The following is a 14,483-nucleotide window of genomic DNA, read 5'->3' on the forward strand; positions in this document are numbered from 1 at the left end:
CAATTATTCCGCTTTGCAATACGAAAAAATATATTTAAATGACCAAAAAAGCAGAAAAGTTCCCTGACCAACTTACCGACTACAGATTCAAAGACAAAAAGCGTAAATACATCACCCCGGCAGGACTTGCATCACAAGGTAAGGTGGAAGAAGCGCCCAAACTTGAATTTGATTACAACCCACATTTGCCACCGGTTTTGAGGTTTGATGATTCCGGACAAACAGATAAGTTACCAGAATTGCTCGAAAAAGCTTTGCGGAGTCCCCTTACGGAAGATGAATCCAAAATTCTGGCCAACGCCCTGAAAAAGCACGAACCCTGGCTTGAGTGGACAGGGAAGCGGGAAAAGAAAGCATTTGAGGTTGACCCAATAGCTCTCCATATCCACGAACGAATAAGCACACAGGCCATTTTGAAAGTAGCTAAACGAGAAAATATACAACGAGACCTCTTTGCCGATCCCGAAATGGAGTACCGCGAAGCGATTAAATTCTATCAGCACGAAATGGATTGGGCAAACCGCCTCATTCTCGGCGACTCATTGCAAGTCATGGCCTCCCTTGCCTATCGCGAAAACCTAACCGGCCAGGTGCAGATGATCTATTTTGACCCGCCGTATGGGATCAGGTTCACGAAAAATTTTCAACCGGAGGTTGGGAGAACTGATACCAAAGAAGAACAGGAAAGTGATTTTAACCGTGAACCGGAAGTCGTAAAAGCTTATCGTGATACCTGGACACTTGGAACACATAGTTACCTTAGTTATATTCGAGACAGATTAATTCTTGCAAAAACCCTTCTCAAAGATTCAGGAAGCCTTTTTCTACAAATTGGCGATGAAAATGAACATTTATTAAAGAGTATTCTTGATGAAGTATTCGGGTATGGAAATTTCATTGTTAGAATCGCTGTTCAAAAAACGGGAAGTGTTGAAGGTGATTTTATTAAATCAAATTCTGATTATCTTTTGTGGTATGCTAAAGAAAGGAGCAAGGTACTAGAGAAATACACCCAACTTTTCATTGAAAGAATTGATAAAAAGGAAGGAGAATGGAGTCCTGACCCACTTACTTCATCCGGATCGACAAATACGTCAACAGTGAGGTTTCCAGCTTTTGGCAAAGAGTTCTTCCCGGGCAATAATGCACACTGGAAAACCACTATGGAAGGGATGAATAGACTTTTATTGGCTGAAAGAATAGTGCCTCAAAAGAATCAAATACGGTTTCAAAAGAATTTTGATGATTTTCCTGTGAAAGCGTTAGGAAGTATTTGGTCTGACACTGGGGGAGCTACAGATATGATTTATGTTGTACAAACGGCTACTAAAGTAATCGCTCGATGTATTTTAATGACCACATCCCCCGGCGATCTTGCCCTGGATCCCACCTGTGGCAGCGGAACTACGGCTTATGTAGCCGAGCAATGGGGCAGGCGATGGATCACAATTGACACCAGTAGGGTTGCTGTGGCATTGGCAAGACAACGGTTACTAACCGCCAAATTTGAACATTACAAGCTTAAAAATATAGAGAAAGCCCCGGCAGAGGACAATACATTTGAGTACGAAACAGTTCCACATATAACTTTAAAAAGCATCGCACAAAACCCCGCCCTCGACCCAGTTTTCGCTAAATATGATCCGCTGCTTGACAGTTGCCTGGTGATAATCAATGACGCATTACAAAAAGTTGATAAAGAGATCAGAAGTAAGCTTCTGCTTAAGTGGCAAATTAAACAAAAGCAGGAGGGTAAAAAGAACATCAACGAGGCCGATGAACGGAGGTGGAAACTTCCAACGGAAAAATTTGAGCATTGGGATGTGCCGTTTGATACCGATGAACTTTATCCGGCAGAATTTAAAACAGCCATTGAAACTTATCTTAAAATCTGGCGGCAAAAGATGGATGAAGTGAACGCATGTATCCAGACAAATGCAGAGCAGGTTGAACTGGTCGACAAGCCGGAGAAGATAAACGGGGTGGTTCGGGTAAGTGGTCCATTCACTGTGGAAGGCGTAATGCCTATAGAGTTTAATCTCGATGCCGATTCTCCAATCCAGGGAATTGATGAAGATCTGGAAACGTTCGACCAGGCGACCAATGCCGTTTCATTCATTGAAAATATCCTCCTGTTGCTGAAACGTGAAGGGGTGGTTTTTCCCGGAAACCGGAAGATGGTTTTCAACGAACTGCGCTCTTATGATAGCGGAGGAACAATGATCAATTTTGAAGGGGAATGGATGAATGGTGATAAAAAATTACGTAAAGTGGGGGTGAGTGTAGGTCCACAGCATGGTCCAATAACCGGATGGCAGGTGGAGAATGTGATTCGAACTGCTTACAAACACGGGTTCGACGATATAGTTTTTGCCGGATTTTCATTCGATGCCGAAGCACAGGCAGCCATTGAAGACGATTCAAATCCAAAGGTGAAATTGCACTTGGCCCATATCAGCCCCGATGTATTGATGGGCGACCTGCTGAAAAGCACGGGCAGCGGCCAGGTATTCACCGTGATGGGCAGCCCGCGGATAAAACTGCTTACAGAAAGCGATGGTTCTTTCCGGATCAGGATGGACGGCGTAGATATTTATGACCCTGTCAGGAATGTATTGATAGATACAGGCGCCGACAAAGTGGCTGCCTGGTTTATCGACAGCGATTACGACGGACGCACTTTTTGCATAACCCAGGCCTTCTTTCCAGATCGTGATGCCTGGAAAAAACTGGAAAAGGCATTAAAAGGGGTGATTGATCCTGATAAATTTGAAGCCTTCAGCGGAACTTTATCGCTTCCCTTCCCTGTGGGAGAATATAAAAAAGCAGCCGTGAAAGTCATTGATCCACGCGGAAATGAGGTAATGAAGGTGTTGTCATTAGATAAAAGCTATTGATCATGACAAAGGGAACTTCGCAAAACGATCTCTTTGACGACCAGGCCCCCGTAATCGTGGTGGATAACCCGATCCTCTGCAATCCATTTGAGGAGCCGGATAAATACTGGTATTACAACGAAAATGGCGAACCCCAGCAAATTCCCACCCGTCGCCCGGCCAGTTATTTTTTCAAAACCAAACGCGCCTATACAGGTCAGACAACATTATTTGCTGAAGAACAACGTGAAGATCTTCAGTTGATCAACCTTCTGCGTAATGATGTTCGCCGTTGGCGCAAGTCAGGGTACGAAATAGCAACACCGATCACAAAAAAACTACTTGAATACTGGTCAAGATCAAACCGCGAACGCAGGTTGTTTTTCTGCCAGCTTGAGGGTGTTGAAACCATCATCTATATCAATGAAATTTTAGCTTCGAACAGGAAAACAAGATGGAATCCGGAATTAACTGAGGAGGATTTTCAGAAACTAAAACAAGGCGTGAAACCTTCATTTATTGATGATACAACTGTTAAAGATGTTTTGCTTCCCCGACTGATCGATATTCCCAATGAGACAGAATATCCCAATCTTCACCGTTACGGATGCAAAATGGCCACTGGTAGCGGTAAAACAGTGGTCATGGCCATGCTCATCACCTGGGCATTCTGTAACCGTGGATCGCAACCATCGGATGTGCGGTTCCCGGATGCTGCCCTGATCATTTGCCCGAATCTGACTATTCGCGAGCGTTTGCAGGTACTTCGTCCAGACATAGCCGATAATTACTACCGGAAGTTTGATCTTATCCCCTCTTCTCTTATTCCATTCTTGCAGCGGGGAAAAGTGATGATCAAAAACTGGCATCAATTGGGGGAAGAATCAGAAAATATGGAATCGGGCGAAAGTTACCGGGTAGTCAATAAAGGGATTGAGAGTGCGGATGCTTTTGCGCGACGGGTGCTTGGCGAATTATATGACCGATCTCCGGTCATGGTGATGAATGATGAAGGCCATCATGCCTACCGTCCGAAACCTATAGATACCGATTCAGATTTATCTGAAGAAGAAAAAAAAGAGCGCGAAGAGGCAACAGTATGGATCAACGGATTGGATAAGATTAACAAAGCCTGCGGCATTCGTTTTTGTGTAGATATGTCGGCAACACCATTCTATATCAAAGGCAGCGGCTATGTTGAAGGATCACCCTTCCCCTGGATTGTCAGTGATTTTGCCCTGGTGGATGCCATTGAATCGGGAATTGTAAAGATTCCCAGGATTCCGGTTAGTGATATAACAGGTAGACCTGAACCACAGTATTTCAATTTATGGAAATACATTACAGCCGATCTGAGGGCCGGGCAGAAGATGCAAGGGGGACGTCCAAAGCCAGGTGTGGTATGGGAAAGAGCAAATGGTGCTCTGGTTCAGTTAGCAGGTCAGTACAAAGAACGGTTTGATTATTTTAAAACCGGAGATGAGCGTAATTTGGCCATTCCACCAGCCATGATCATTGTTTGTGACAACACTAATATCGCCGAATTGTTTTATCAGAAGATTTCCGGCGAACAAACAGAGGAAGTCGAGGAAAAGGTAACCCGTGGAAGAAAAAAAGGAGAAACGAAGTTGGTAAAGATTAAATCCTATGGAAAGGGCGAACCATTCCCTGAAATTTTCAGCAATACTGAAAATGCCTTAAACTCATTCCGCATCGACAACAAAGTCATGCAGGAAACCGACTCAGACGAGGGTCAGTCAAAAGATGAAGCCAAGAAAAAGACCAGGCAGATCGCCGATACAATAGGCCAACACGGGAAACCGGGAGAACAGGTGAAATGTATCGTGTCAGTGCAGATGTTGTCGGAAGGCTGGGATGCAAACAATGTTACCCATATCTTTGGGCTTCGTGCGTTTGGAAGCCAGTTGTTAATTGAACAGGTAGTAGGCCGTGGCTTACGCAGGATGAACTATACTATTGACAAGGAATCTAATATGTTTCCCCCGGAATATGTGGATGTCTATGGAATTCCATTCTCCATTATTCCATTTAAAGGCAGGCCCACCGGGAAACCGGAACCGGATGATAAACCCGTTTATCATGTTCGTGCGCTAACAGAACGGGAAAACCTGAAAATTGAATTCCCCAATGTAGAAGGTTATGTGTTTGACCTTAAGAAAAACATGATCTCTGTGGATTTTGAAAAATTGGAAAAATTCGATCTAGAACCTCTGAAGGATCCCATCCAGACCTTCATCCAGCCACAAGTTGGTATCCGTATTGGCGGGCCTGCCATCAATCCTGGATTAAAGGTTGTTACCCAGGATCGAAAAGCTTATTATGAAAATTATCATCTTCAAACCATCAAATTTGAGATAGCACGTCAGATCGTTATTAACCTTACCTATGGTAGAAATGACGCACATTCCGGATTAAAATATCAATCAAGGGCACAACTGTTTCCACAGGTATTGAAAATAGTAGATCGGTATCTGGATATTAAGGTGAATTATATGGGATGTAATCCCAGTGAAATTGGTATCGAGGCTTATTCTTCCAAAGTAATATCGCTACTTACTACTGCCATTGAACCGTCTAAACTGGAAGGAGAACCACCCTTATTGCCACAATTGAATCGTTTCAAACCAATTGGAAGTACCTTATCCGTGAATTTTACTACTAAGAAAATCCCCAAGCTAACAATAAAGAGCCATATAAACATGATGGTTGGTGATACTCAAACATGGGAGCAGTCGGCTGATTTCATCCTGGAAGCAAATTATAAAGTATTTTCTTATGTTAAAAATGATCATCTTGAATTTACCATTCCGTATGAATTTGAGGGCGTTCCCCTGCATTATGAACCTGATTTCATTGTAAAATTGAGCAATGGCGTGAATCTTGTTCTTGAAATTAAAGGGTATGAAGACAATCAAACCAAGGCCAAGCACCAGGGAGCACATAAATGGGTTAATGCAGTCAATAACTGGGGAAAACTGGGACATTGGGTGTTCATAGTATGCAGGAATCCAGCAATGCTTAATTATGATATTGATAAAGCTTAGAAGCACCAAGTATTGAGAGACAATATGATAAATAGTGGTATGTTATTTCTAAACAGGTTTGCACTTTTTTATATAATTTTGTAAAAATTTGACTATTATGATTAATGTTTTCAATGATACATTAAAAATAATTTTAAATGACAGGCTTAAAGAACTCGAAGATCATTTTGAGTCTGATGTGATTTTTTACTACGGTGAAATTCATCCTGCATTTATCAAACCATTCAGAGATTTCATTGAGAAATTAAAGAACGATCCTAATCCAAAAGATAAATTATCGATTATCATCAATTCACCAGGTGGTAGTTCTGAAACTGTCGAGAAGTTTGTTGATATAATAAGAAAACATTATCATGAGGTTTATTTTGTCATACCAGATATGGCAATGTCGGCAGGTACCATATTTTGTATGTCTGGTGACAAAATTTTTATGGATTATTCTTCATCCCTTGGCCCTATTGATCCACAAGTATTAGTTGGTGATAAATATGTGCCTGCTCTTGGTTATTTGGATAAAGTAAACGAGTTAATTGAAAAAGACAGAAATAATGAATTAACCAGGGCTGAGTTTGCAATTCTCAAAGATATCGATTTAGCGACACTCAGGGCTTATGAGCAAGCCAAGGATTTAACAGTTACACTTTTGGAAAAATGGTTAGTGGAATATAAATTCAAAGATTGGCAAATACATCAATCAAAACCTGATCTGATTGGTCAACCTGTTACTTTGGAGCAAAAGAAGGAGCGGGCTAAAGACATAGCAACTAAATTGGGTAATAACAATCTGTGGCATTCCCATGGAAGAATGATTAATATACATGTTCTCAAGACTTTTTTAAAATTGAAAATAGAGGATTATTCTGATGATTTACCCTTACGTGAAAAAATCAGGTCCTATAATGATTTGATAATTGAGTTTATCCTAAGATCTGAATTTAGATTTTTCCTGCATAGTAGAAATTATTTTTAATCTTTATATTATGGCAACAAATGATATAAGTTTGATCGATAAACTGACCGAAGTAATAGAAAAAAAGAATAAATTATTCGAATCGGATAAAATATATATCGAATATGAAGAATATCATGAACAAATGAGACGACTTGGAATCTCCAAGAAACAAGAATACAATATTTCGCCTGTCGATACCATTGGCAGGAGGTTTTATTATGATATGCAACATGTCAAATAATTAATCTTATTCGAATTTGCCCGGAAATCTCTGATTTACAAGGTTTTGTTTTTAAAGTCCGGAGGTCACATAATATCAGCAAACCAACTCAACCCTTAAAACTCAAAAAACCTCGCCAAGCGAGGTTTTTTGCCCGTACCCGGAGCCGGGATCGAACCGGCACTTCCATCACTGGAAATTGGATTTTAAGTCCAACGCGTCTACCTATTCCGCCACCCGGGCGAAGAGGGTGTGAGTTTGGGTGTGCAGGTGAAGTGTGGGTGTGAATTGTAAATTGAAATTTGAAATTTGGATACGTTATTGAAAAAATAGGAACCTCGTTGTTTCACCAGATTCCTAATTTCAATTTTCAAATTTCAAATTTCATTTCAGAGCGGAAAACGGGATTCGAACCCGCGACCCCGACCTTGGCAAGGTCGTGCTCTACCAGCTGAGCTACTTCCGCAGTATGTCAAAAAAGGATTGCAAATGTAAATAATTTTTTAAAAAGTGCAACCAAAGGATCAATTTTCTTCTCAATTATTCAATCCTGGTGCTGATGACTTGTCAACATAAAGTAAACTTGAAGTCAATTCACTGATGTCTTTCACCTCAACTGGGGAGCCTTTCTGAAGGGTTTTTTTACAAAGCGGGCATGCAGTGATGATTGATCCAGGATTATTTGCCATAAGGGTCTCCAGAGTAAGCTGCGAGACTTTATCTCTTTGGTAACAGTTGATCCCGGTACTTCCCAGGCTTCCACCGCAGCAGATAGATATGCCTTTCTCTTCACTTGCAGTGACAAGATTTACCATTTGCCGGATCAACTGCCGGGGCTCTTCGAAAATCCCGGATCCTCTTCCCAGTTCGCATGGATCATGGAAAGCAACCTGTAAATCTTCCTTTTTCAGATCAATTTTCTTTTCATTCACCAGGCGTAGAAGGTATTGCGAATGATGCAGCATTTCGATATTAAGGTTATATTCTTCCCTGAAAATCTTCAGGCAGATAGGGCAGGAGAGTACCAGTGTTTTACAGTTTGTGCTTTCGATCAGTTTTTTATTGTGCTCCATGAGTTCGCGCGCCTGCTTTTCTTTTCCGGCCATCCATAAGGGCCTTCCGCAGCAGACGCTTCCATCACGGTCAATAAATTGGTAATCGACACCTGCCGTGGTGAATATTTTCTCCATGGATATTTTGATCGATGGGGTAAGATGGGTCATGCAGCCGGCAAAATAAGCTATCTCCGCAACCTGGCTTTTGGTTTGCTTCAGGTATGTAAAGGAGCCATTAAGGTTTTTAGCATAACGGATCCTTTGGGAAACACGCAAAGCGTTGATATTGATTCCAACAGGACAATATTCCCCGCAACGGCCGCAAAGCAGGCAATCGTAAGTAGAATTTATATCCGGTCGATTGTTTTTTAAAGTCCGAAGAAAATACGCAGGCGGGATTCCATCCTCATTTGCATCTGTATGTAGCGGACAGGCATCGATGCATACGCCGCATTTAGGGCACGATTGTATTTCAAAATTTGAGTAATGGTTAAAATGAAGGGTTGGTTTAATACCGTAATGCCTGAAAAAGATCAGCATTACTTCTGTAGGAATATGCATGAACCTGGAGTAAGGCAGGCTGACGAAAAAGCCTCCCAGTACCAGCGAATAGGTCCACCAGGCAGGATAAGAAAGCTGTTGTGCAGGCAGAAATCTATCCAGGAGATCTCCAAAATTGTTGGTCAAAAAGCTTCCCCCGTGATAGTGTGCAGCCGTGAAGCTTTCGGCAAGTAATCTCAGGGGGAAGATCAGCCAGAGGGTGGTGATCGCTAAACGGTCGAAAAATGTATGCCTGGTAGTTTTTTTTAAACCGAACCAATGGGACGAAGCTCTTTTGATCAGGGCAAGCACCAGCCCGCTGAGCACCAGAAGCAGGAACATATCCATGAGCAACCGGAAAACACCCGGGATTGACATGAGTTCGTGCCTCAGTATATGTTCGTCAGCTACAAAGAACTTCAGGAAAATCGGGTAGTACGGAGGATTGATATGAACTTTGCTGTAAATTCTCGACTCGAGGTTGCCACATACGATAAGCAGGAACCACCCGAATGCAAAGCTCATATGCATATAGCCGAGCCAGCCATTTCGCCGGAACATTTTCCGGTGGAGAAGGCTTTCCATGAACACTTCGCCGGCAGCGCCCAGGCTTTTTTTGGTAAATACTCCTTTCCTGATCAGGTCTCTGTCAGCCAGGTCAAACCCTTTGATCCAGCGTGCATACTTTACACTGAGGATTACCAGCAGGGTAATCAGTCCCAGGAAGAAAGGAAGCACAAACAAGTCAAAGGTCATAGTTCGAAAGCCTCAATGGCTCTTTGTATATTCATTATGATATTTCTGGTATTGACACCTCGCGGGCAGGCGAGCTGGCACTTTCCGCAAAGCATGCATTTTTCCGCTTCGGCCTTTATATTGCGGGCTTCACCCCTTTTAATATTTCCGATCAGCTCCCGCAAGCTGAATGTTGTAAATACCCCCGCACTGCAGGTGGCTGTGCAGGTACCGCACGAAATACAGACCATGAAAGAAGGCTCATGCTCAGCCAGGTATCGTGCGACCCGCTTGTCATTGCTGTCGTAATCGATTTGTCTGTCGGAATTTATGGTATATCCGAAGTTGGGCACTGGATGTTGGTTATTGGTTATTGGTTATTGGTTATTGGTTATTAGGTAGTTATATAAGAGGTTGTTATTTGTTTCAGTGTTCCAAAAAATTCCAAATTTCTAATTTCAATTTTCAAATTGCCAACTGTCAACTGAATTCAGGTATTCCATAATCCTGAGTGCAGCTGCCCGCGAATCAGCAATCGTTTCATCAATGCTTTTCGGTGAAGTACAGGTTCCGGCGAGAAAAAGGCCTGGTATGCCGGTTTCATTTGCCTGTAACTGGCGATCGGCAGGCTGCAGGAAACGGTTTTCATCGGTTTCCAACTCCATTATATCCATGAGCTTCTTTGTCCCGGATGAGGTAACCATACCGGACATCAGCACAAGCAGATCCACCTTCATTTTCAGCGGGCGTCCGGCCAGGGTATCCTCAACTTTTACCAGCACTGAGCCATCCTGGTTCTCAAATGCTTCCGACAGCCTTCCCCTGATAAAATGCACCCCCCATTTCTCCTGCGATTCTTTGTACAAAGCTTCGAAGTCGAGGCCGAACATCCTGAGATCCATGTAAAAGCAAAAAACTTCACAACCTGGGATCATCTCACTTACCTCAACCGCCTGCTTCACGGCGGTCACACAGCATACTCTGGAACAATAAAGATTACCGACTTTCTCATCCCTTGATCCCACACAATGCACAAAGCCAATCCTTTCGGGCACTTTACCGTGGGCATTACGGATCTGGCTGTGTTGGGCAAATTTCTTTTCGAGGTCTTCGGAGGTGATCACGTTATCATAGATCCCATAGCCATACTCTTCCTTTTTCCGGGCTTCAAAGAGATCGAATCCTGTTGCCAGGAGCAATGCATCCGAAACAAGCGTTTGGGAGTTGTTCAACAATATTTTCCAGGTTTTTCCGGACTGTTCGATCTTTTGAACTTCTGTGCCGGTGTGAACGATCACTTTCTCGTTCAACCTTTTGGTCAGGTAACCGGTAATTTCTTTGGCAGGCCGGCGGGACGGAAAAAGGCGGTCCCATTGGCCAACATGCCCGCCCAGATGTTCCTCCTTTTCAATAAGGGTGACTTGAATGCCAAAAGCAGCTAAACTCGAAGCTGCTTCAAGGCCTGCTATACCACCACCGATTACAATAACCTTTTTACCCATCATGTATCAATGACAAAATTTCAAGTTTGCGGGCATGGCGGGTTTCCCTAAATATTCACCGTTTTTACCCAGGTATTTCTTTTCGGGATCATAGAGTATCCCAATCTTATCCAGCAATGGCTCAACAGGGACCTGGTGAGTTTGCAAACCAAGGTCCCAGGGGTCATAACCAAGCACAATCCCGGCAAGTTCTTCATAGGTGAGGACAGGGATTCCCTGGCCATCTTCCCCGTAGGTAACTCCTTCCATCTCGCTGAGGGCATATTGCCAACGATCGAAGAAAAAAGGACAGCCGGGGCAATTTGTAAGAATAGCTTCGGGTCTGTAGGGCTTCATCGACTCAAATTTCTTTTGTGAACAGGCGATGGAATAACCGCGATTAGCCTTCACGACATATTGCCTGAAGCCAAATCCGCAACAATGACGGCGTTCCGGGTAATCAATCACCTCACCTCCCCAGTCTTCTATCATCCCAATCAACACATGCGGATATTCTGCACCTCCGATACCTTTGCAGGGGAACATTTTAGCATAATGACATCCAATATGTTCGACAATCCGCAGTGGTTCGCCTGTAAAACGGTTAATCAGCCTGTACTTGCCTTTTTCTGCTATCTCTTTACGAAATTTATAAATGATATCACTGGCATGGACCAGGTTTTTGGGCTTTTCAAATTCTTTACCGGTAGCCTCTTTAAGAAGCTCCCTGACCTTTTTCTCAACTTCCGGGAAATGGTGCCAGGTTTCAAGCACCTCAAGGTACATACCGAAGGAAGTAATACAGGAAGGGACATAGTTATGGTAACCCGATTCGGTCATAAGGGCGAATTGCCGGGCAATAACCGTCATTGTAGTCTCAAAAGGGACAATATCGGAATGATAGCCGATTCCTGTGCAGGTCGTGTGAAATGGATGCTCGCTGATATTTTTCCCAAGGGTTTCTCTCAGGATTTTCAGAAAAGTAGTTTCAGAACCAGGGAAAAAGCTCTGCCTTACGCAACTTCTGACATAAAAAAAATCATCATCCGCGATCTCTTTCTGATATTCTTTCCAGATTATCTTTTTACCCTCAATGTTCATTTTTGCCGTGCTTATTGCTATTGAAGTTATAAACGTGAAGATAATACTCGCTTTTCTGGCCCGGGCTGAATTCTTTGCCCATTTCTTCAGCTTTCTTCCTTGAGAATTCCTCCAGCTTTTCAAACCGTTCCGTCCCGCCTGTGACATCAAAAATCCTTTTCAGTTCATCAAGCGATTCCTGTGGGATCTTACGCAGGATTCCCGGCCCTTCTTCCTGGTAATGGGCTTCAAAGCGTCCTAAAACCTCTTTAAGATTATCAGTTATCCAGCCCCAGACGGGACCCTGTTCGGGATGTGATTCCAATTCGATTTCCTGGGGATAGAGACAATAGCCATGCTTGAGGATCCATTCCCCGATAGTTCTTTTAATAGCAAGCTGCTGCCTCCCTTTTTCCGATTCCACGAAATAGCCGAGGTCCTGCGATAAGGAACGTACGACGGAAATCAGCAAACCAGGGACGTTCCCACGAGGACAGCGTGTTTTGCACGACATACATTCCCCGCAATACCAGATAAAATCACTTTTCAACAAGGCTTCGATCTGCTCTTCATCGCGGCTTTGAAGCGTAGTCGCAAGGATACGGGGATCATAATTGTAAAACTCAGCAGCCGGGCAAATAGCGGTGCAGGTTCCGCAATTGATGCAGGCTTTCAGTCCTTCCCCGAACCTGACATCCTGGTTGAGCAAGTCGTAGAGTCGCCCCATGAACCGGTATGAAAATGATTGTTAATTTTTTAACAAAAATATAGATTAAAGTAAATACAATTAACAAAGACATCATATTTTAAAAATGAGTTTACACAGCAAAAACTTTTATTCAAGATACATTACCTCGATATAATGATCTTGCCGTTTTGGTGGTATTCTCCTGATGTGACCTGGTAAAGGTACATACCGGCTGATAAGTGCCGAACATCCAAAAATGATCTCTCACCGTTGAGCGGTATTTCAGCCCGGAGGCGACCGGTAATATCTATAACCCGAATGGTTCCGGATTTAAATCCGGAAGTTCCAAATTCCACAAATGTAGAAGCTGGATTGGGAAATACCTTTACCATGTTTTGAGCTACCGACGGTTCTGAGATTCCTACCGTTAAATCGCTTATTTCAAAAAGCCATACAAATCCATTTTCAATTCTGCAGGTAAGATCCCCTGAAAGATTACTTGAAGTGTTTGATGCCACCACATATGTGCTGTCGCTGGTTTTGATGACAGCCCCTTCAAGCCGGTTCTTGCCTTCACTTCCGATGCACTGTTGCCACATGAGTTCGCCTTCCGAACTCACTTTTACCACCCAAATGTCGGGATTTCCAGGGAATGAGTGGTTTCCCGAAACGTCACCGTCAAACGATGTTGTTGTACCAAAAACCAGAAATCCACCATCACCGGATTCAAATATGTTATAAACATAATCGCCTTTGCTACCACCCAAGCATTTTTGCCAGACGATGTTGCCTGATAAATCGATTTTAGCAAGCCAGATATCATCAGTTCGTGTTTCATTTTGGTATCCAAGATGATATCCGCATCCTTCCATATCTCCGTCGTCAGAGCTAGTATAGCCACTAACGATATAACCGTCGCTCGTTGCAAGTAATGTCGAAATACCATCGTGATAACTACCACTGTAACAACGTTGCCATTCGATATTGGTATTTGAATCCAGTTTAAAAAGTATGGTTGCAGCATACCAACTGAATGGTTCACATTCATAGTTGCCTCCACCCTCTACTTGTGCCGAACCGCCAAGAAGATAACCTCCGTCGCTGGTCTGAATAACTGCACTTCCTAAGTCAAATCCAGGGGCCCCAATGGAAAAATCCCACATTTTAATACCAAGGCTGTCGGTTTTTAACAGCCACATGTCCCATGCGCCATAAGCAATGGAAATATCACCATCAGGTGATGTAGTGCGCCCAAAAGCTGCAATTCCTCCATCATAAGTAGTAATGGCCGCCCAAAGGTCATCATATCCGTTTCCGCCGTACATTTTGTCCCACAATTTATTTCCTGCGCTGTCAATTTTAAGTATCCAATAATTAACGGTTCCCGGATAAGGGTTGAATGTTACATCCCCTCCGGTAGAAACACTGATAGCTGCGATAAAATAATTCCCTTCATCGGCAGGGAAAATATCAACTCCCTGGTCGCCGGAAGCTCCACCAAAAGTTTTATCCCATAATAGATTACCTTCAAGATCGGTTTTAAAAAGAAAAACATCATAATTGCCGGTTGAAGGCTCTGTATATCCGCTAATCAAATAATTGTCGCCGGCGAGTTCAATTCCGCGCGCTACATCGTGCGGGTTCATTTGAAAGCATTGCTGCCAGTTGATCTGCATATATTGAGGGAGAGCCGGGAAATGCAGGATTGAGCAAAATAATAATATTTTAAAGCGTTTCATAGCTGTATAATTTGACTAGAAACTGGAGTTTTGCCCATAAAGAGCAAAACTC

General features: G+C 43.1%; 10 protein-coding genes and 2 tRNA genes. 4 read left to right on the top strand and 8 right to left on the bottom strand.

The genetic code is table 11. The features are described 5' to 3' along the window. Nucleotides 1-38 precede the first annotated feature (38 nt). From M0Q51_07245 to M0Q51_07260, 4 genes are all read left to right on the top strand, one after another. Entirely contained in the window at nucleotides 39-2,897 is a 2,859-nt protein-coding gene (locus M0Q51_07245; GenBank protein MCK9399779.1) for a site-specific DNA-methyltransferase, read from the top strand. A gap of 2 nt (nucleotides 2,898-2,899) precedes the next feature. Continuing rightward, the gene (locus M0Q51_07250; protein MCK9399780.1) at nucleotides 2,900-5,941 is read left to right on the top strand and encodes a DEAD/DEAH box helicase family protein; all 3,042 of its coding nucleotides are present in this window, start codon (nucleotides 2,900-2,902) and stop codon (nucleotides 5,939-5,941) included. Nucleotides 5,942-6,038: 97 nt separating this feature from the next. After that, nucleotides 6,039-6,911 (top strand): ATP-dependent Clp protease proteolytic subunit, encoded by an 873-nt coding sequence (locus M0Q51_07255; GenBank protein MCK9399781.1) that lies wholly within the window; start codon nucleotides 6,039-6,041, stop codon nucleotides 6,909-6,911. Between the two features lie 10 nt (nucleotides 6,912-6,921). After that, the gene (locus M0Q51_07260; protein MCK9399782.1) at nucleotides 6,922-7,134 is read left to right on the top strand and encodes a hypothetical protein; all 213 of its coding nucleotides are present in this window, start codon (nucleotides 6,922-6,924) and stop codon (nucleotides 7,132-7,134) included. A gap of 136 nt (nucleotides 7,135-7,270) precedes the next feature. On the opposite strand, the gene M0Q51_07265 is transcribed toward M0Q51_07260, so the two are convergent. The 8 genes from M0Q51_07265 to M0Q51_07300 all read right to left on the bottom strand — a co-directional run bounded on the left by M0Q51_07265 (nucleotide 7,271) and on the right by M0Q51_07300 (nucleotide 14,431). Then, nucleotides 7,271-7,356, bottom strand: a tRNA-Leu gene (locus tag M0Q51_07265). Between the two features lie 150 nt (nucleotides 7,357-7,506). Next, a tRNA-Gly gene (locus M0Q51_07270) sits at nucleotides 7,507-7,579 on the bottom strand. 70 nt (nucleotides 7,580-7,649) lie between these two features. Further along, entirely contained in the window at nucleotides 7,650-9,464 is a 1,815-nt protein-coding gene (locus M0Q51_07275; GenBank protein MCK9399783.1) for a (Fe-S)-binding protein, read from the bottom strand. Beyond that, nucleotides 9,461-9,796, bottom strand: coding sequence for a 4Fe-4S dicluster domain-containing protein (locus M0Q51_07280; GenBank protein ID MCK9399784.1), 336 nt, complete (start codon nucleotides 9,794-9,796; stop codon nucleotides 9,461-9,463). The genes M0Q51_07275 and M0Q51_07280 overlap by 4 nt, the downstream gene beginning before the upstream one ends. A 105-nt stretch (nucleotides 9,797-9,901) precedes the next feature. Beyond that, on the bottom strand, nucleotides 9,902-10,948 hold the full coding sequence (locus M0Q51_07285; protein MCK9399785.1) for an FAD-dependent oxidoreductase: 1,047 nt from the start codon (nucleotides 10,946-10,948) through the stop codon (nucleotides 9,902-9,904). A 3-nt stretch (nucleotides 10,949-10,951) separates the two neighbouring features. After that, nucleotides 10,952-12,025: a heterodisulfide reductase-related iron-sulfur binding cluster gene (locus M0Q51_07290; protein ID MCK9399786.1), complete on the bottom strand. Its 1,074-nt coding sequence runs from the start codon at nucleotides 12,023-12,025 to the stop codon at nucleotides 10,952-10,954. Further along, nucleotides 12,015-12,731 carry a 4Fe-4S dicluster domain-containing protein gene (locus M0Q51_07295; protein ID MCK9399787.1) on the bottom strand — a complete coding sequence of 239 codons (717 nt, stop codon included), beginning with the start codon at nucleotides 12,729-12,731 and terminating at the stop codon, nucleotides 12,015-12,017. The genes M0Q51_07290 and M0Q51_07295 overlap by 11 nt, the downstream gene beginning before the upstream one ends. A gap of 122 nt (nucleotides 12,732-12,853) precedes the next feature. After that, nucleotides 12,854-14,431, bottom strand: a complete 1,578-nt coding sequence (locus tag M0Q51_07300; GenBank protein MCK9399788.1) for a T9SS type A sorting domain-containing protein — start codon at nucleotides 14,429-14,431, stop codon at nucleotides 12,854-12,856. Nucleotides 14,432-14,483 lie beyond the last annotated feature (52 nt).

This window comes from Bacteroidales bacterium (genome assembly GCA_023229505.1).
Classification (GTDB): Bacteria; Bacteroidota; Bacteroidia; order Bacteroidales; family JAGOPY01; genus JAGOPY01.

Excerpts from the sequence above, each read along its gene's own strand:
- M0Q51_07245 (MCK9399779.1), top strand. The coding sequence starts at position 39 with ATGACCAAAAAAGCAGAAAAGTTCCCTGACCAACTTACCGACTACAGA.
- M0Q51_07250 (MCK9399780.1), top strand. The coding sequence starts at position 2,900 with ATGACAAAGGGAACTTCGCAAAACGATCTCTTTGACGACCAGGCCCCC.
- M0Q51_07255 (MCK9399781.1), top strand. The coding sequence starts at position 6,039 with ATGATTAATGTTTTCAATGATACATTAAAAATAATTTTAAATGACAGG.
- M0Q51_07260 (MCK9399782.1), top strand. The coding sequence starts at position 6,922 with ATGGCAACAAATGATATAAGTTTGATCGATAAACTGACCGAAGTAATA.
- M0Q51_07275 (MCK9399783.1), bottom strand. The coding sequence starts at position 9,464 with ATGACCTTTGACTTGTTTGTGCTTCCTTTCTTCCTGGGACTGATTACC.
- M0Q51_07285 (MCK9399785.1), bottom strand. The coding sequence starts at position 10,948 with ATGATGGGTAAAAAGGTTATTGTAATCGGTGGTGGTATAGCAGGCCTT.
- M0Q51_07290 (MCK9399786.1), bottom strand. The coding sequence starts at position 12,025 with ATGAACATTGAGGGTAAAAAGATAATCTGGAAAGAATATCAGAAAGAG.
- M0Q51_07295 (MCK9399787.1), bottom strand. The coding sequence starts at position 12,731 with ATGGGGCGACTCTACGACTTGCTCAACCAGGATGTCAGGTTCGGGGAA.
- M0Q51_07300 (MCK9399788.1), bottom strand. The coding sequence starts at position 14,431 with ATGAAACGCTTTAAAATATTATTATTTTGCTCAATCCTGCATTTCCCG.